This window comes from Geodermatophilus sp. SYSU D00879 (assembly GCF_054050375.1).
This window is the reverse complement of sequence record NZ_JBJGZF010000001.1, coordinates 380,279-397,013: the sequence shown is the minus strand read 5'-3', so window position 1 is coordinate 397,013 and position 16,735 is coordinate 380,279. Positions and strand designations below refer to the sequence as shown.

The window sequence follows — 16,735 nt, the reverse complement described above, 5'->3', positions numbered from 1 at the left end:
GCGGCGCAGGATGGACGGCGATGAGCGCCGAGACCGCACCCGCCGTGTCCAACCCGCTGTTCGCCGAGTCGCCGCTGCCGTACGGGCTGCCGCCGTTCGCCGACATCACGCTCGAGCACTGCCGCGAGGCGGTGCTGGCCGGGATGGCCGAGCAGCGCGCCGAGATCACTGCGATCACCGGGTCGGCCGAACCGCCGACCTTCGCGAACACGATCGAGGCCCTCGAGCGCTCCGGCGCGCTGCTGCGCCGGGCCGAGGCGGTGTTCGGCAACCTGTCCTCCTCGCTGTCCACACCGCGGGTGCGGGAGATCGAGCGGGAGCTCGCGCCGCTGGAGGCCGCGCACGCCGACGCACTGCGGCTGGACCCGGCACTGTTCGCCCGCGTCGACGCCGTCCACGCCGCCCGGCACTCCGCGGGGCTGGACCCCGAGGCGGTCCGGCTGGTGGAGCGGCACCACCTCGACCGGGTGCTCGCCGGCGCCCGGCTCGACGAGGCCGGCCGCGCCCGGCTGTCGGAGCTGAACCGGGAGCTGTCGGAGCTGTCCACGCAGTTCGGGCAGAACCTGCAGTTGGCCACCGAGGCCGCCGCCGTCCGGGTGGCCGACGCCGCCGAGCTCGACGGGCTGGGCGAGGAGGAGGTCGCCGCCGCGGCGCGCGCCGCCGCCGACCGCGGCCTCGACGGGTACGTGCTGCCGCTGCTGCTGCCCACCGGCCAGCCGGTGCTGGCCAAGCTGCGGGACCGGGAGCTGCGTCGCCGGGTGTTCGAGGCGTCGGTGACCCGCGCGTCGTCGGGGGAGCACGACAACGGGCCGGTCGCCGCGCGGATCGCCCGGCTGCGCGCGGAGCGGGCGCGGCTGCTCGGCTTCGCCACCCACGCCGACCTGGTGCTGGCCGACCAGACCGCCGGCAGCACCGCCGCCGTCGACGCGATGCTCACCCCGATGGTCGGGCCCTCGACGGCGAACGCGCGGGCCGAGGCCGAGGTGCTGGCCGAGGCCGCCGCCCGCGACGGGGTCGACGAGCTCGCGCCCTGGGACTGGGCGTTCTACAGCGAGCGCGTCCGCGCCGAGCGGTACTCGGTGGACACCGCGGCACTGCGGTCCTGGTTCGAGCTGGACCGGGTGCTCGTCGACGGCGTCTTCCGGGCCGCGGAGCTGCTCTACGGCTTCCGGTTCAGCCCGCGCCCGGACCTCGCCGGCTACCACCCCGACGTCCGGGTGTGGGAGGTCAGCGGTCCCGACGGCGAGGCGGTCGGCCTCTACCTCGGCGACTTCTCCGCCCGCGAGGGCAAGCGCGGCGGCGCGTGGATGAGCTCGTTCGTCACCCAGTCGCGGCTGCTGGGCACCCGGCCGGTGGTCGTCAACAACCTCAACGTGGCCCGCGCGCCCGAGGGCCGGCCGACGCTGCTCACCCTCGCCGAGGTCGACACGCTCTTCCACGAGTTCGGCCACGCGATGCACGGGCTGAGCTCCGCGGTGACCTACCCGCGCTTCGCCGGGACCGCGGTGCCGCGGGACTTCGTCGAGTTCCCGAGCCAGGTCAACGAGATGTGGGCGCTGTGGCCGGAGGTGCTCGGGCACTACGCGCGGCACGTGGAGACGGGGGAGCCGCTGCCGTCGTCCGCCGTCGAGGCGCTCGACGCCGCCCGGCTGTGGGGCGAGGGCTTCGCGACGCTGGAGTACCTCGCCGCGACGCTGCTGGACCAGGCCTGGCACCGGATCACCCCGGAGACCGAGATCGGCGACCCGGCGGAGTTCGAGCGGCGGGCGCTCGAGGCAGCCGGCGTCGCCTCCGACCTGGTGCCGCCGCGCTACCGGACGACGTACTTCCAGCACGTCTTCGCCGGCGGCTACGCGGCGGGCTACTACTCCTACATCTGGTCGGAGGTCCTCGACGCCGACACCGTCGAGTGGTTCCGCGAGAACGGCGGCCTGCGGCGGGAGAACGGCGACGTCTTCCGCGAGCGGCTGCTGTCCCGCGGCGGGGCGGTGGACCCGCTGGAGGCCTTCCGCGCCGTCCGCGGCCGCGACGCCGACCCCACGCCCCTGCTCCGCCGCCGCGGGCTGGCCCCGGCCTGACCCGTGATCATCGGCGGGTGGCTGTCCGACACGCCGGCGACCGCAGCCACCCGCCGATGATCACGGGTGGGAGCGGTTCACAACCAGGGGAGCGAGAGCACCAGGTCGAGGTCGTCGGGGGCGTCGCCGTCGCGGACGAGCCGGTTGGGCTGGCGGTGGCCGCACGCCGTGCAGCGGTGCACCACCTGCCAGCCCTTGCCGGACTTCTCGACCAGGCCGATCGGCTCCATCGGCTGCCGGCACTCGCTGGCGCGGTCGCCGGGCAGGTCGTCGACGTGCAGCGACCACAGGCACACCGGGCAGTGGTTGCGGTAGTGCCCGTCGGTGTTCGCGGGGACGTCGGCGGCGCAGTGCACGCAGACGAAGCCGGTGTTCTCCGCCCGCCGCGAGCGGGCCACGCGCACAGGGAGGGCCCGGGTCAGGGGACGAACGGCTCGACGGCGACGACCTCGACGGTGATGTCGCGGCCGTTGGGCGCCTGGTAGGTGACCGAGGTGCCCGGCTTCGCGCCGAGGATCGCCGAACCCATCGCCGACTCGGGCGAGTAGACGGCGAGGTCGGTGGTGCCCGCGATCTCGCGGGAGCCGAGCAGGAACTTCTCGGTCTCGTCGTCGCCCTGGAAGCGGATGGTGATGACCGTGCCGAGCTCGGCGGTGGTGGCCGTCGTCGGCGGTTCGCCCACGCGCGCCTTGCGGAGCAGGTCGGTCAGCTGCCGGATCCGGCCCTCCTGCTTGCCCTGCTCCTCCTTGGCGGCGTGGTAGCCGCCGTTCTCCTTGAGGTCGCCCTCCTCGCGGCGGGCGTTGATCTCGGCGGCCATGGCGGGCCGGCCGGCCACCAACTGGTCGAGCTCGGCCTTCAGCCGGTCGTGGGCCTCCTGGGTCAGCCAGATGCCCTGCTCGTTCTCAGTGGGGGTGGTCACGCGGGGTACTCCTGCACAGCTCGGGGGCCGCCTCCCGGCCGGGAGGCGGCGACGTCGATCCGGCCAAGCTAACACCGGCCGAGGGGCCCGTGCAGGGACCGTCCGCTCCCTGTCGGAGGAGCGGACGGTACCGGAACGGACCGTGACAGGCACCACATCCAGCCCTCCGGGGGACCTGTCGGCGGCCTTCCGTCGGCGCGTCGGGGGACACTGGGGAGGTGACCGACGCCGACCCGATGCGCCTGCTCGCCGTGCACGCCCACCCCGACGACGAGTCGAGCAAGGGCGCCGCGACGATGGCCAAGTACGTCGCCGAGGGCGTCGAGGTGATGGTGGCGACCTGCACCGGCGGCGAGCGCGGCTCGGTGCTGAACCCGTCGCTGGACCGCCCGGAGATCTGGGAGCGGCTGCCGCAGCTGCGCGTCGAGGAGATGGCCCGGGCCCGGGAGATCCTGGGCGTGCAGCAGGAGTTCCTCGGGTTCGTCGACTCCGGCCTGCCCGAGGGCGACCCGCTGCCGCCGCTGCCCGAGGGCTGCTTCGCGCTGGTGCCCACCGAGGAGGCGGCCGCGCCCCTGGTGGCGCTGATCCGCCGGTTCCGGCCGCAGGTCGTGCTCACCTACGACGAGCGCGGCGGCTACCCGCACCCCGACCACATCAAGACGCACGAGGTCTCGGTGCACGCCTTCGAGGCCGCCGGCGACCCGGAGCGCTACCCCGAGCTGGGCGAGCCCTGGCAGCCCAGCAAGCTCTACTACCACATGGGCTTCACGCTGACCCGGACGCGGGCGCTGCACGAGGCGATGCTCGAGACCGGCGCCGAGTCGCCCTACGCCGAGTGGCTGGCGAACTGGGACCCGGAGCGGGACATGAGCCACCGCGTCACCACCCGCGTCCCGTGCGCCGAGTACTTCCCGGTGCGCGACGCCGCCCTGATCGCGCACGCCACCCAGATCGACCCGAACGGCCGCTGGTTCGCTTGCCCGATGGACCTGCAGCAGCGGGTGTGGCCGACCGAGGACTACGAGCTGGCCCGCTCGCTGGTGGACTCGACGCTCCCGGAGGACGACCTGTTCGCCGGCATCCGCAGCGAGGTGCCGGTCCCGTGAGCGCCGGGCTGGTGAGCGGCGCGCTGGCCGGGGCGGTCCTGGCCGCCGAGGAGCAGCTGCCCGAGGACGTCGGCAAGTCCGGCCCGCTGGGGCTGTTCCTCACCCTCGTCCTGCTGCTCGCCGTCTTCCTGCTGGTCCGCTCGATGAACCGGCACCTCAAGCGGATCCCGCGCAGCTTCGAGCCGGAGGACGACCAGCCGCAGGTCGTCGTCCCCGACACCCCGGCGGAGCTGGTCGACCCGCCGCGCCGGCCCGGTCAGGACCTGCTCGACGACCTGCGCCGTGCTCCCCGCGCCATCGAGGGCCCCAAGCCGGGCGGCCCCGAGCGCGACGACCGGACGGACCCGCCGGCGCGCTGACGCCGGCGGGCCTCCTGCCGGCCGGGCCGGGGGAGCCCCGGCCCGGCCGCGCTGCTCACCAGGTGTGCGCGACGTCGACGACGAGGCGCGAGCCGTCGCCGGGGCCGTCGAGGACCAGCACGCGGAACGGCAGGCGGGCGCGCACGCCCAGCCCGACGGTGCTGCTGCCCTCGAACGAGCCGGCGTAGGCGACCTGCCGGAAGGTGCGGTAGCCGCCGACGGCGACGGCCTCGGCGTCGGTGCGCGGGTCGTAGGTCGCGGCCCCGGCGTCGGTGTACCCGGGGGTGTGCACGACGACCTGCAGGTCGGCGGCCCCGCGCAGGGGCACCGGCCGGCCGGAGCCGTCCTGCACGACCTGCGGCACGTACCGGACGTCGTAGCCGACGTCGGCGGCGTCGATCCCGTCGAGGTCCAGGACCAGCCGGTCGTAGCAGTCGTGCCGGCCGGCGCGGACGTCGTCGAGGGTGCCGCGGCCGCCGTCGGTGACGGTCTCCGGCAGGGAGCCCCACGCCGTGCTGCAGGAGGCGGCGGAGGCGGAGGGCAGGGCGACGCCGAGGGCAGCCGTGGCGGCGGCCAGGACGACGGCGGCGCGGGTACGGGTGGTGCTCATGGCGGGCTCCCGGGTCAGGGGGATGCGGACGAGGTGAGGATGCGCCGACGACCGCGCGGAGGCCATGGCCCGGATCGCCCACGGGCGTCGATCTGGAGCGCCTTTCCCTGTGCACAAGTGACAGGAAACGGCCCCCTGGACGCGACACGAGGTGGCACATCGTCTTCCCGTGGTCCGGGCATGACGCTCCGTGCGGGGAACGCGTGAGGACCGGATCCCCGGGGCCGGCGCACGACGTCCGCCTCGGCCCGCTTGTGTCCGGTGACCCGTTCCGCTACGCGTTGGGGTGTGGTGTCCCGGTCCGGTGCGTCCTCCCGCGGTCGGGGGCGGCCCCGGGACGACAGCCTCGACTCGCGCATCCTGGAGCAGACGATCCGGCTGCTCGTGGCCCACGGCTACGCCGGGTTCACCCTGGACCGGCTGGCTGCCTGCAGCGGCGTCGCCAAGACCACGATCCTGCGCCGGTGGCCGTCGAAGGCGGCGGTGGCCGCCGCCGCGCTGGAGCGGCTGGCCCTGCACAGCGTGTCCGTGCCGGACACCGGGACCCTGCGCGGGGACCTGGAGGAGATGCTGCACGGGGCCGTCGACACGTTCGTCCGCGGCCGTGGACGGTTCGTGCCCCGGCTGATCCGCGAGTCGGGGCACCGACCGGAGATCGCCGACCTGCTGGCCACCGTCATCCGGACCCGCCGCCAGGCCTACCGGCGGATCCTGACGCGGGCGCTGGCCCGCGGCGAGCTGTCGACGGCCGTCGACCACGAGCTCTTCATCGACGTGCTCATCGGCCCGGTCTGGACGCGGCTGCTCATCACCCGCGACCCGGTCACCCGCGACTACGTCGACCGCGTCGTGGACGCCGCCCTGACCGCCTTCACGCAGCCGGCACCCACACAGTGATCACGCGGGCCGGCGCCGGCCCCGAGGACGGGCAGCCGGGCGGGGGCTGACCGGGAGGCGACCCGACCGGGCGGTCGGCCCGGGAGATCATCCCGCCGTCCATTCCGGCGTACTGCATCTGACGGATGTGGAGATCGATCCGTCGTACGCTGATCCGCCCGCGCGGGAAATCTAACGTCCCTGGTGTGTCCATTCCACCGAACGGCCATTCCGCGGGCCTCCTGCGGATCGTCGTCGCGGACGACCATCCGCTCTCACTCGCTGCGCTGATCGATCTCATCACGGAGGAGCCGTCCGTGCGGCTCGTCGGCGCTGCACTGCGGGTGGACGACGCGATAACGCTGACCCTGGCCCACTGCCCGGACGTCGTCCTGGTGGACGTGCACATGCCCGACGGCGGTGGTGAACGAGTCGCCTCCACCATTCGGGAAGTGCTTCCCGGCGTGCGGATCGTCGCATTGTCCGCACATCTGGAAGAGGAACGGATCCGCGGGATGCTCTCGGCCGGTGCGGACCGGTTCGAGCCCAAGGAAGCAGATTTCGCGTCCCTCATGCGGGATCTCGTCCGCGAACACCACCGCGGTTCCGCGAAGTGACCGCCAGCGAGGCCGGCGGTGCCTCGCCGAATCGACAGGAGTCCCCCGCGATGCCCCTGCGCTCACCGCGGGCCACGGTCCGCGCTACCCGATGGAAGGTCGCCGCGCCCCTCGCGGCCGCGACGCTGGCCGTCTCCGCAGCGGCGTACGGCACGTCCTCGCCGGAGCCGGCGCCGTCCGGCACGTCGCTGCCGGAGCCGGGCTCGTCGCTGTACGTCGACCCGCACTCCCAGGCCGCGGTCTGGGCGGAGTCCCACCCGGACGATCCCGCGGCCCGGGAGGTCGAGGAACGGATCGCCAGCCAGCCGACGGGCAAGTGGTTCGGCGCGTGGAGCGGTGACATCACCACCGCCGTGGAGGACTACACCTCCGCCGCGGCCGACGCCGGCGAGGTGCCCGTCCTGATCGCGTACAACGTCCCCCACCGCGACTGCGGCGGCCACAGCGCCGGCGGGCAGAGCGACGAGGACGCGTACCGCCGGTGGGTGGACGGGTTCGACGCCGGACTCGGCGACCGCCCCGCGCTGGTCGTCCTCGAGCCGGACGCGCTGGCCCAGCTGGACACCTGCCTGAGTGACGACCAGCAGGAGGACCGGCTGCGCCTGCTGTCCTACGCGGTGGAGAAGCTGCAGTCGGACGACGTCTGGGTGTACCTGGACGCCGGCCACTCGAACTGGGTCCCCGCGGACGTGATGGCCGAGCGGCTGGAGGCGGCCGGCATCGCCGACGCGCACGGGTTCGCCCTGAACGTGTCCAACTACAACGCCACGGACGACGAGGTCGCGTACGCGGACGAGCTCAACGGTGCCCTGGGGACCTCCAAGCCCTTCGTCGTCGACACCAGCCGCAACGGCAACGGCGCGAACGGCGAGTGGTGCAACCCCGGTGACCGGCAGATCGGCGAGGCCCCGGGCGCCGAGGACGGGGGAGAGCTGCGTCTGTGGCTCAAGGCCCCGGGCGAGTCCGACGGCGACTGCGGGATCGGCGAGGGGACCGCGGCGGGCGAGTTCTCCCCGGAGCTCGCGATGAGCCTGCTCGAGGGAGCGGAGCCCGTCGAGCCGTGACGTCGGGCCGGGACCCCGCAGTCGCCCCGCCGCGACCCGGCGCCGGGCGGGACCAGGACGACGTCCCGGCGGGTCAGCCCGGCCAGCTCCCACCCCGCAGCGGCCCTGCGTCGGGTGGCGGGCCGGACGGGACGGTGACCCGCACCCGCGTCCCGGCGCCGAAGGAGCTGGTGATCTGCACCGTCCCGCCCATCGCGGCCGCGCGCTCGCGCATGGAGCGCAGCCCGAGGTGCCCCGGGTACTCGGCGTCGGGCTCGAAGCCGACCCCGTCGTCGACCACCTCGAGGACCACGGTGGACCCGTCGGCGTGGAGCCGGACGCCGACGTGGTACGCGTGCCCGTGCCTGGCCGCGTTGTGCAGCGCCTCCTGCGCGATCCGGTACAGCGCGTGCTGGGCCTGGAGCGAGACCTCGGGCACGTCGTCGAGGGCCGTCTCGACGACGAGCCCGTGCCGGGCGCGGACGGCGTCGGCCTCCTTGGTGAGTGCGGCGTGCAGTCCCTCCAGCTCCAGGGACTCGGGGCGCAGTTCGAAGATGAGTGCCCGCATCTCGGCGAGGGCCACGTCGGCCAGCTGAAGCACGTAGTCCGCCGGCCCGGAGATCTGTCCGGGGTCCCGGTCGAGCAGCTCGCGGATGGTGCGTGCCCCCAGCGCGATCCCGTAGAGCGCCTGGGACACCGAGTCGTGCAGTTCCCTGGCGAGGTGCTGCCGCTCGGCCAGCGACCCCCTCTCCCGGGCCGCGGCGAGCAGCAGGAGGTTGCCCACGATGGTCGCGGCGTCGCTGGCGACGACCCTGAGGAAGGCGACGTCGGGATCGTCCGGCCGCTCGGCGAAGAAGCAGCACAGCGCCCCGCGGGTCGCGACCGGTCCGATGAGCGGGAGACACACCACGGTGGTCCAGGCCGCCTCGTCCAGGAGGCCGTGCACCGGGCACAGCCGGTCGTCGCCGCGCAGTCGCGCCCTCGCGTCCTCGACGACCACCGGGCCGTGGCCGGTGATCGCCTCCATCGCCGGGTGCTCGCCTCCGGGGTACGCGGCATCCAGTCCCAGCACCAGGGCCGTCGGCAGGCCGTGGCTGCCCACGGTCCGCAGCCTCTGGTCGCCGTCGAGGAGGTGGACGGAGCACGCCTCGGCGTCGGCGAACTCGACGACGCTGCGCGCCAGGTCGTCGAGCGTCTCCTGCAGCGGCCGCTCGGCCAGCATCGGCGTCACGGCCAGCTGCCTCAGGTGCTCGCGCATCCGGACCCGTTCCACCGCGACCGCGGCGTCGGCGGCGAACAACTGCACGGTCAGCACCTGCTCGTCGTCGAACGCCACCTGCCCGTGCCGGTTCACGAGCTCGACCACCCCGACGACCCGCCTCCGGACCAGGAGCGGGACGAGCAGCGCGGACCCCGCGCCGCCGTCCGTCGGGGGGCCTGCGCCTGCCGGGAGCTCCCCGGACGGGTCGGCGACGACGCAGACGCGTCCGCTGCGCATCACCTCCGCCGCCGTCGCCGACACCGCGGACGAGACCGCCCCCTGCCCCGCATCCGCGTCCGGGCCGTCGGTGGCCCGCGGCACCAGCTCGCCGCCGGGGGAGGGCATGAGGACCGTCGCGGCCGCCGCCCCCACCAGCCACCGGGCCAGCCGGGCGGTGCGCCGCAGCAGTTCGTCGCTGGGCCCCGCCTCCAGCACGGCCTGGGTGATCTCGGCCAGCGCCCGGAGGAGGCGCTGTTCCAGGCGCCCGCGCTGCTGCAGCTTGTCCTCGAGCGACTTCTGCGCGGTGAGGTCCTGGACGACCAGGCAGAACCCCTCGAGGTGCCCGGCGTCGTCGGTCGACGCCGACAGCACCGTCCTGGCCCAGAACCGGGCCCCGTCCCCGCGCCGGAGCCACCCGACCCCCGTGCAGCTGCCCCGGCGCGCCGCCTCGGCGAGGGCCCTGCCCGGTTCGCCCGACTCGGCGACCGCGGAGGGGTACAGCCGCTCGATCGGCTCACCGATGATCTCGTCGGACCGGTGACCGAAGCTCTGCGCGGCCCCGTGGTTCCAGCTCGCCACCCGGCCCCGGACGTCGACGGCCACGATCGCGCAGTCCGTCACGGAGTCCACCAGGCGGCGGAACAGCGACCCGTCCGCGGGGCGTGCGACGTCGCCGTCCGCGAGGGCGGCCCGCGGCGGGGGCACCCCGAGGCGGCCGGTCTCGTGCCGCAGGGCACTCGACGCCTCGACGTTCACGGCAGCCACCACCCCTGGTGTCGATGCTCGCGTGAGGTGACCGGGGGAGGGGAGAGACCACGGGCTCGGGTCCGGGGAGCCTATCGCTACCGGTCGTTGCGTAGAAGGAGCTCCGCCGTGGTCCGGTGGCCCGCCCGGCCCCGGGCCGAGGTCACCGCGGTTCCCCGGGGGACCGCGGCGTCGGCACGATCCCCGACTCGGTGGCCTTCGCGACCGCCTCGAGCATGGAGCGGGCGTCCAGCTTGAGCAGCACCTTGTGGACGTGGCTGCGCACCGTCGAGTACTCGATGCCCAGGTGGCGGGCGAGTGCGCGGTTGTCCATGCCCCTGGCCATCAGGCCGAGCACCTCGCGCTCGCGGGGCGTCAGGCTCGCGCCGAGCCGGGTGTGCCGGGCCCGTTGGCGCGCGATGGCACGTCGCCGGGTCAGCAGCTCGGCGAGCCGCTGGGCGGGGATGAGGATCTCGCCGTCGGCCGCCCGGTGGATGGCGCGGACGAGGTCGTCGCTGGGGGCGGACTTGAGCAGGTAGCCCGCCGCGCCGGCCTCGACGGCGGCGGTCACGGCGTCGTCGGACGAGTCGGCGCTGAGGAAGACGACGGCGGCGTGGGGGCGCAGCTCGCGGATCCTGGCCGCTGCCTGGGCGCCGCTGCCGTCCGGGAGCCGGAAGTCGACCAGGACGACGTCCGGCTCGGAGCGCTGGACCGCCTCGACGGCCGCGGCGACGGTGGGGACCCAGCCGAGGACGTCCAGGTCGGGGTACTCCGCCAGCAGGGCGGCCAGGCTCTCGGCCACCACCTGGTGGTCCTCGACGAGCAGCACCCGGATCGCGGCGTCCGGCGGGCTCTCCGGGACCGTCATGGTGCGTGGGTCTCCTCGTCCTGGCGCGCGCCGTGCAGGGCGTCGGCGGTGTGGGGGATCCAGAACTCCACCGTCGTCCCCCGGCCGGGGGCACTCTCGATCCGGCACCACCCACCCGCGATCTGTGCGCGTTCGACCATGAGCGGCAGCCCCAGGTGCCCCGGTACGGACTCCGTGTCGGGCTGGTAGCCGACGCCGTCGTCGGTGATGGCGACGAGGCACCCGTCGTCCACGGTGGACAACCGGACGGTCACCGTGCGGGCGCGGGCGTGTCTGCGGATGTTGGTGAACGCCTCCTGGGCGATCCGGTACACGATCAGCTGCACGTCCGCGCTGGGCTCGGAGCGGAGCCGGTTCGTCACGGTGAAGGTGGTGCCGGTGTCGGAGCGCAGCTGTTCCAGGTGGCCGGTCAGGTTCGCGACCAGCCCCAGCTCGGTCGACGGCGGCTGCAGGTCGAACGTGAGGTGACGCAGCCGGCCGATGGCCTGCTGGACGGTCTCCTCGACCGCGGCGAGCAGGTCGCGCTCGGCAGGGGTGCTCAGCCGGCGGCGCAGTTGCTGCAACCGCAGCGAGGCCGCGGTGATCGCCTGCAACGGATCGTCGTGGATGGCCGCGGCGATGCGCTTGCGCTCGTCCTCCTGGGCCCGCACCAGGTGGGTCAGCAGCAACTGGTGCTCGTGGTCGCTCTTGCGGAGCAGCTGGAAGCTGCGCTCGAGGGCCAGCTCGGAGCGGCGCTGCTCGGTCCGGTCGCGGATCGTGGCGGCCACCAGGGACCGGTGTCCGTCGCGCAGCCGGCTGAAGACGACGTCGGCAGGGAACCCGGTGCCGTTGCCGCGGCGGCCGGTCAGCTCGACCCCCGGTTCGACGCCCCGCTCGGCCCCGGGCGGTGGCGGGCCGCTCGACCGGCGCACGTACGCCTCGACGGGACCGTCGAGGAGGAGCTCCAGCGGTCGCCCCAGCAGCTCGCCGAGCTCGTGGCCGAACAGCAGCTCGGCCTGCCCGTCGACGAGTTCCACCCGTCCCGCGGTGTCGACCACGACGAGGGCGTCGGGGGCGGACTGCGGCACGTACCGGTGGTGGGTGCCGGCCGCGTCGGGAGTGCCGAGGTCGCGCAGGAACACCGCCACGAGGGACTCGTCGCCGAGGTGCAGGGACCTCGTGGTGACGGCCACCGGGAACTCGGTCCCGTCGCCCCGGACACCGGCCAGCTCGGCCGCGGGGCCGGGGGCCTCGCCGGCCGGTGCGCTCCGCGCGTGGAACAGCCGGTCGGCGAGGGTCCCGTGGTACCTCGGGGGCAGCAGCGTGGTCGCGGGCTTCCCGACCAGCTCGCGCGTGACACGGCCGAAGACCCGGTCCGTCCGCGCGTTGACGAGCCGTATCCGGTCGTCCGGCCCGACCAGCACGACGGCTGCGGGGACCGCGTCGACGAGGTCGTGGAAGGCCTCCTCGCTGTGCCGCAGTTCCGCGGCGGCGCGCCGGTGGTCCTCCCGATCACGCAGCAGGGCCCGGGCGAACCGGGTGCCGAGGTCGACGGGCATGCTGAGCTGGCCACGGCCGGCGCGCTGCACCGCCTCGACGATCTCGGTGCCCGGCGTGCCCTTCAGCAGGTAGCCGGCGGCTCCGACGGCGAGCACCTCGAGCACCAGCCCGTGGTCCTCGAAGGCGGAGAGCGCGAGCACGGCCGTGCCCGGCGACCTCGCCCGGACCTCGCGTGCGGTGTCCGGACCGGTGCCGGCGGGCATGCGCATGTCCACCAGCACCACGTCCGGGCGCAGCTCGGCCGTCTGCCGCACGGTGTCGGCGTGGTCGGCGGCGACGCCGAGGAGCACGATGCCGGGGTGGCTGACGAGGGTGTCGGCCAGCGCGTCGCGCATCGCCCCGTCGTCGTCGGCCACCAGGACCCGGACGACGGCGGCGCTCATCCGGTGCCTCCCGTCTCGGTCGGGGCCGGTTCGAGCCGCGCCTCCCGCGGCGCCGGGACGAGGTCGGCGGTGTCCGGTGCCAACCAGCCGAGCGCGACCGCCATGGGCTCGACCAGCACCCGGTAGGACCCGCCGCTGATGCGGTGCTCGGCGGCGAGCGCGCCGGCGGCGTCCCACGCCGCCGCCCAGAAGGCCCAGTCGGTCCGGTCGTGCGACAGGGCCACGCTCATCGCCCGCTCGCGGGCCACCATGGCGGCGTTGTGGACCAGGGGACGGTCCTCCGGCGGCATCGCGCGCTGGATCGCCGCCCAGGCGGTCGCCCGCGCCTCCGCCGGCGTCCGCCGCCACGCGCCGGCGACGGCATCGACGTCGTCGGGACCGAGGTCAGGGATCTGTACGAGGAACCCGAGCAGCTTCTGCGAACCGGGTCCGAAGATGTCGATCATCTCTGGCCCTCTGTGCCGTGCGTGAGGCCGTCTGTGCTCCTGAACGGGCTGGCGTCATCCTCCGGCCGGCCGGCCACCGCGGACATCCCGCAGGACTCGGAGCTCCACCGGGCACTTGCGAGGGGAGCCGCCGACCCACCCACGGGGGAGGTCGCCCGAGCCGAGAGGGGGACGCCCCCTGCGGACCCGGGGCGGGTCCGGCGGTCACCGCCGTGACGCCACCAGGGCCCCGGCCCCCGAGGTGGTCCGCACCGGGCGTCCGCCGGTTCGAGGACGGTGCAGGACGCGGTGTCCGACTCCCCAGACGGTCACCCGCCACAGCGCCTCGCGGACGATCGCGCCGCTCATCTTGCTGGCGCCGCGTTCGCGCTCGACGAAGGTGATGGGGACCTCGACGACGCGCAGCCCCCGCTCGACCGCCCGGCGGGCCAGGTCGATCTGGAAGCAGTAGCCCTGCGACGCGACGGTGTCGAGATCGAGTTGCTCCAGCGCGCCGGCGCGGATCGCCCGGTACCCGCTCGTCGCGTCCCGGATCGGGAGCCCCAGCGCCAGCCGGGCGTAGGCGGTGCCGCCCCGGGACAGCAGCCGGCGCGTCGCCGGCCAGTTGCGGACCGCACCCCCGGGCACCCACCGGGAGCCCAGCACCACGTCGGCCCGGGTCAGCGCGGCGAGCAGCCGGGGCAGCTCCTCCGGCTGGTGGGATCCGTCCGCGTCCATCTCGACCAGCACGTCGTAGCCCCGGTCGAGACCTTGGCGGAACCCGGCGAGGTAGGCCCTGCCGAGCCCCTGCTTGGCCGGCCGGTGCAGCACCGACACGTGGTGGTCCTCGGCGGAGAGCCCGTCGGCGATCAGCCCGGTCCCGTCGGGGCTGTCGTCGTCGACCACGAGGACGTCCGCTGCGGGCACGGCCGCGCGCAGCCGACCGACCACGGATGCGATGTTGGCTGCCTCGTCATAGGTCGGCACGACGACCAGCACCGCTCCGACGTCGCCCACCGACTCGACTGCACGACCTGCGTTCACGGTTCGCCTCTGGACGGGTGTTGGGCTGTTCCGCCCGGTCGGTCGCCTCGTCGGTCCGGGGGATCCAGAACTCGACGGTGGCACCGGCACCGGGCGTCCTCTCGATCCGGCACCAGCCGCCGGCGATCTCGACGCGCTCGTGCAGGAGGGTCAGGCCGAGGGGGCCGGGATCCGGCCCGGCGGTGTCGGCGGGGTCCCCGACGCCGTCGTCGGCCACGATGGCCAGGACGCCGTCGCTGACCTCGCGCAGCCGGACGCGCACGGTGCTGACCCGGGCGTACCTGCGCACGTCGGTCAGCGCCTCCTGCGTGAGCCGGTACGCCAGCGCCCGGATCTCGACGGGCAGGCTCGCGCTCAAGCCGTGGTCGAGACCGACGGTGGCGCCGGTGTCGGCGCGCAGCTGCTGCAGGCACTGCTGCACGGCGGCGAGGGACCCGTCCCGCTCCGGTCCGGGTGACCGCAGGCTGCCCACGAGGTGGTGCAGCCGGCCGACGGCCAGCTGCATGCTCTCCTCCAGGCGGGTCAGCAGCCTGCGGTCGCCGGGGTCGCTGAGGCGCCGCCGCAGCTGCTGCAGGCGCAGCGAGGCCACGGCGATCGCCAGGATGGAGTGGTCGCGGACGTCGGCCGCGATCCGTCTCCGCTCCTCGTCCTGGGCGCGCACGAGGTGGGTCAGCAGCGTCACGCGTGCCCGTTCGGTCGCGTGCAGCCACCGCACGCTGTCGTCCACCACCCCCAGCGTGCGCTCCAGCTGCGCGTCGTTCCAGAAGGACAACGCCAGCCCGTTGCCCGGGTCGCGGCCGAGGGGGGTGATGGTGAGTTCCACGGGGACCTCGGTGCCGTCCCGGCGGCGCGCGGCCACCTGCAGGCTCGTCGTCACCCGCGTGGCGCGGCACCGCTCCAGGCGCTGCGCGACCTCGGCCCGGAAGCGGTCGGGCACCAGCACGTCGACCGGGCCGCCGACCACCTCGCCCGGCGGGTACCCGAACAGCTGCTCGACGCCCGGGTTCACCCGACCGACCCGGTCCTCGGTGTCGACGATCAGGAAGGCGGCTCCGTCCCGATCGAGGACCCGCCCCGGCACCGGGTCGCGCGAGGGGGCCACCTGCCCGCCGGTGGTCATCACTGCCCGCCCTCGGACGGGGCGGCCGGCTCCTGCGGCGCGTCCTCGGGTGGAGTGGCGCCCTCCGGCGGAGTGCCCTCGGGTGGGGCGGCCCCCTCCGGCGGGGCGCCCTCCGGTGGCTGGTCGCCCTGGGGCGTGTCCGCCGTCGCGTCCAGTTCCGGTGGCAGCGTGTACGGCCCCCGCTCGGGGACGTCGTCCACCGGTCCGGTCGGCGCGCTCACCTCGAACTCCACGGTGGTCTGGCCTCCGCTGTCGCGTCCGACGAGCGTGAAGCTCAGGGTGCCCTGGTCGCTCCCGTCGACCTGGAAGCTGCCGCCCGGGCCCGCCTCGCCGCGCTCGTCGACCTGGAAGGCGGTGACCAGCTCTCCCTCGCTGGTCTCGTTGCGGCCCAGGTAGACCAGGACGACCTCCTCCGGGCCGAACCCCTCGGCGAAGAAGCCGAACGTCGTACCGGGGGCGCCGCCGTACGTGCTGGGCCCCGCGCTGGGGGTGTAGGGCAGGATCTCGAAGCCGGACCGGGTCGTCGCCCGGCTCAGCTCCCCGATCATCACGAGGCTGTTCGCCCCCGACAGCCCGTAGGGGACCTCGAACCCGACCCCGCCGAAGCTGCCCTGGCCGTCGGCCTGCGCGGTGAGCAGCGGTGTCCCGCTGGACGCGTTGACGTAGACCAGCACCCGCTCCTGGGGCGCGAAGCCCTCCCCGGACAGCGTCAGCACCTGCCTGGCCTTCACCGCGTACGGCGTCGCGGCCGAGGTCGGGTACAGGCCGTTGAGGAAGAACGCCGCGGTGGCCGTGGTGCCGCTCTCCTCGCCGACCAGCACCAGGGTGTTCTGGCCCACCGTCCCGGTGCCGACCCGCACCTGGGCCTCGTCGACGTTCCCGCCCTCGCCGGCCGTCAGGGTCGTCGAGGGGTCTCCGGACACCCGGCCCCAGAACACGTCGATCGTCTCACCGGCCGTGAAGCCACTCGCCGTCACCGAGATGACGTCGCCCGGCTGACCGGTCTCCTCGCTGAGGCTGACCGACCCCGTGCCGGCGGTGGCGACCGCCTCGGCCTGTGCGGTCTTGTCGCTCTCGCGCTGCTGGGCCGTCACGACCACGTTGCCCGTCGCCAGCTGCTCGGGCAGCGTGACCTGGGCGGTGAACCCCCCGTTCTCGTCGGTCTCCGCCGACCCCACCGGCTCGCCCGCGGGAGGCTGGTCCGCAGGGGCGTCCGCCGGGCTCACCGCGAGGTCGACCGTCGCCCCGGGGTCGAAGCCGGCGCCGTCGACCGCGATCGCCGCACCCGGCTGGGCCACCGCCGGGTTCAACGTGATCAGGGAACCCGCCGGCGCGATCTGCTGACCGTCGACGACCACCGGCTCGGGCGGGGGTTCCGCCGCGGCCTCCGCGCCCCCGTTCCCCGCGCTGGGCTCGGCGTCGCCACCGGAGCTCCCGATGACACCGCGGCCGACCCACACCGCCACCGCGAGCACCGCCAGCACCACCGCCAGGGTCCGCCACCGGACGGGATGCAGGAACGTT

At 74.7% G+C, this 16,735-nt stretch carries 16 protein-coding genes; 6 read left to right on the top strand and 10 right to left on the bottom strand.

Annotated elements, in window-relative coordinates:
• Window positions 1-20: 20 nt before the first annotated feature.
• Window positions 21-2,078, top strand: a complete 2,058-nt coding sequence (locus ACI79B_RS02070) for a M3 family metallopeptidase (protein ID WP_456926468.1) — start codon at window positions 21-23, stop codon at window positions 2,076-2,078.
• Window positions 2,079-2,155: 77 nt separating this feature from the next.
• Here ACI79B_RS02070 and ACI79B_RS02065 read toward each other — a convergent pair whose 3' ends face one another.
• Window positions 2,156-2,476, bottom strand: coding sequence for an RNHCP domain-containing protein (locus ACI79B_RS02065; protein WP_336032853.1), 321 nt, complete (start codon window positions 2,474-2,476; stop codon window positions 2,156-2,158).
• Window positions 2,477-2,496: 20 nt separating this feature from the next.
• Window positions 2,497-2,997 carry a transcription elongation factor GreA gene (gene greA, locus ACI79B_RS02060; protein ID WP_110907602.1) on the bottom strand — a complete coding sequence of 167 codons (501 nt, stop codon included), beginning with the start codon at window positions 2,995-2,997 and terminating at the stop codon, window positions 2,497-2,499.
• A gap of 218 nt (window positions 2,998-3,215) precedes the next feature.
• On the opposite strand from greA, the gene mca reads away from it, so the two are divergent.
• Entirely contained in the window at window positions 3,216-4,103 is an 888-nt protein-coding gene (mca, locus tag ACI79B_RS02055) for a mycothiol conjugate amidase Mca (RefSeq protein ID WP_456926467.1), read from the top strand.
• Window positions 4,100-4,462 (top strand): hypothetical protein, encoded by a 363-nt coding sequence (locus ACI79B_RS02050; RefSeq protein WP_456926466.1) that lies wholly within the window; start codon window positions 4,100-4,102, stop codon window positions 4,460-4,462. The genes mca and ACI79B_RS02050 overlap by 4 nt, the downstream gene beginning before the upstream one ends.
• A gap of 55 nt (window positions 4,463-4,517) precedes the next feature.
• On the opposite strand, the gene ACI79B_RS02045 is transcribed toward ACI79B_RS02050, so the two are convergent.
• The gene (locus ACI79B_RS02045; protein WP_456926465.1) at window positions 4,518-5,072 is read right to left on the bottom strand and encodes an AMIN-like domain-containing (lipo)protein; all 555 of its coding nucleotides are present in this window, start codon (window positions 5,070-5,072) and stop codon (window positions 4,518-4,520) included.
• A 288-nt stretch (window positions 5,073-5,360) separates the two neighbouring features.
• Here ACI79B_RS02045 and ACI79B_RS02040 point away from each other — a divergent pair, with 288 nt between their 5' ends.
• From ACI79B_RS02040 to ACI79B_RS02030, 3 genes are all read left to right on the top strand, one after another.
• A complete protein-coding gene (locus tag ACI79B_RS02040) occupies window positions 5,361-5,969 on the top strand; it encodes a TetR/AcrR family transcriptional regulator (RefSeq protein WP_456926464.1) in 609 nt (202 codons plus the stop codon).
• A gap of 185 nt (window positions 5,970-6,154) precedes the next feature.
• Window positions 6,155-6,565, top strand: a complete 411-nt coding sequence (locus ACI79B_RS02035; protein ID WP_456926463.1) for a response regulator — start codon at window positions 6,155-6,157, stop codon at window positions 6,563-6,565.
• A gap of 50 nt (window positions 6,566-6,615) precedes the next feature.
• Window positions 6,616-7,629, top strand: a complete 1,014-nt coding sequence (locus ACI79B_RS02030) for a glycoside hydrolase family 6 protein (RefSeq protein WP_456926462.1) — start codon at window positions 6,616-6,618, stop codon at window positions 7,627-7,629.
• 73 nt (window positions 7,630-7,702) lie between these two features.
• Here the strand turns inward: ACI79B_RS02030 and ACI79B_RS02025 are convergent, their stop codons facing one another.
• The 7 genes from ACI79B_RS02025 to ACI79B_RS01995 form a co-directional block, all read right to left on the bottom strand.
• Window positions 7,703-9,853 carry a GAF domain-containing protein gene (locus tag ACI79B_RS02025; protein ID WP_456926461.1) on the bottom strand — a complete coding sequence of 717 codons (2,151 nt, stop codon included), beginning with the start codon at window positions 9,851-9,853 and terminating at the stop codon, window positions 7,703-7,705.
• A gap of 142 nt (window positions 9,854-9,995) precedes the next feature.
• Window positions 9,996-10,700: a response regulator gene (locus ACI79B_RS02020; protein ID WP_456926460.1), complete on the bottom strand. Its 705-nt coding sequence runs from the start codon at window positions 10,698-10,700 to the stop codon at window positions 9,996-9,998.
• Window positions 10,697-12,622, bottom strand: coding sequence for a PAS domain S-box protein (locus tag ACI79B_RS02015; protein WP_456926458.1), 1,926 nt, complete (start codon window positions 12,620-12,622; stop codon window positions 10,697-10,699). The genes ACI79B_RS02020 and ACI79B_RS02015 overlap by 4 nt, the downstream gene beginning before the upstream one ends.
• Window positions 12,619-13,068 (bottom strand): hypothetical protein, encoded by a 450-nt coding sequence (locus tag ACI79B_RS02010; protein ID WP_456926457.1) that lies wholly within the window; start codon window positions 13,066-13,068, stop codon window positions 12,619-12,621. The genes ACI79B_RS02015 and ACI79B_RS02010 overlap by 4 nt, the downstream gene beginning before the upstream one ends.
• 204 nt (window positions 13,069-13,272) lie before the next feature.
• Entirely contained in the window at window positions 13,273-14,064 is a 792-nt protein-coding gene (locus ACI79B_RS02005) for a polyprenol monophosphomannose synthase (protein ID WP_456926456.1), read from the bottom strand.
• Entirely contained in the window at window positions 14,021-15,211 is a 1,191-nt protein-coding gene (locus tag ACI79B_RS02000; protein WP_456926455.1) for a PAS domain S-box protein, read from the bottom strand. Before ACI79B_RS02000 ends, ACI79B_RS02005 begins: the two co-directional genes overlap by 44 nt.
• Window positions 15,211-16,695, bottom strand: coding sequence for a hypothetical protein (locus ACI79B_RS01995; RefSeq protein ID WP_456926454.1), 1,485 nt, complete (start codon window positions 16,693-16,695; stop codon window positions 15,211-15,213). Before ACI79B_RS01995 ends, ACI79B_RS02000 begins: the two co-directional genes overlap by 1 nt.
• Between the last annotated feature and the right edge of the window lie 40 nt (window positions 16,696-16,735).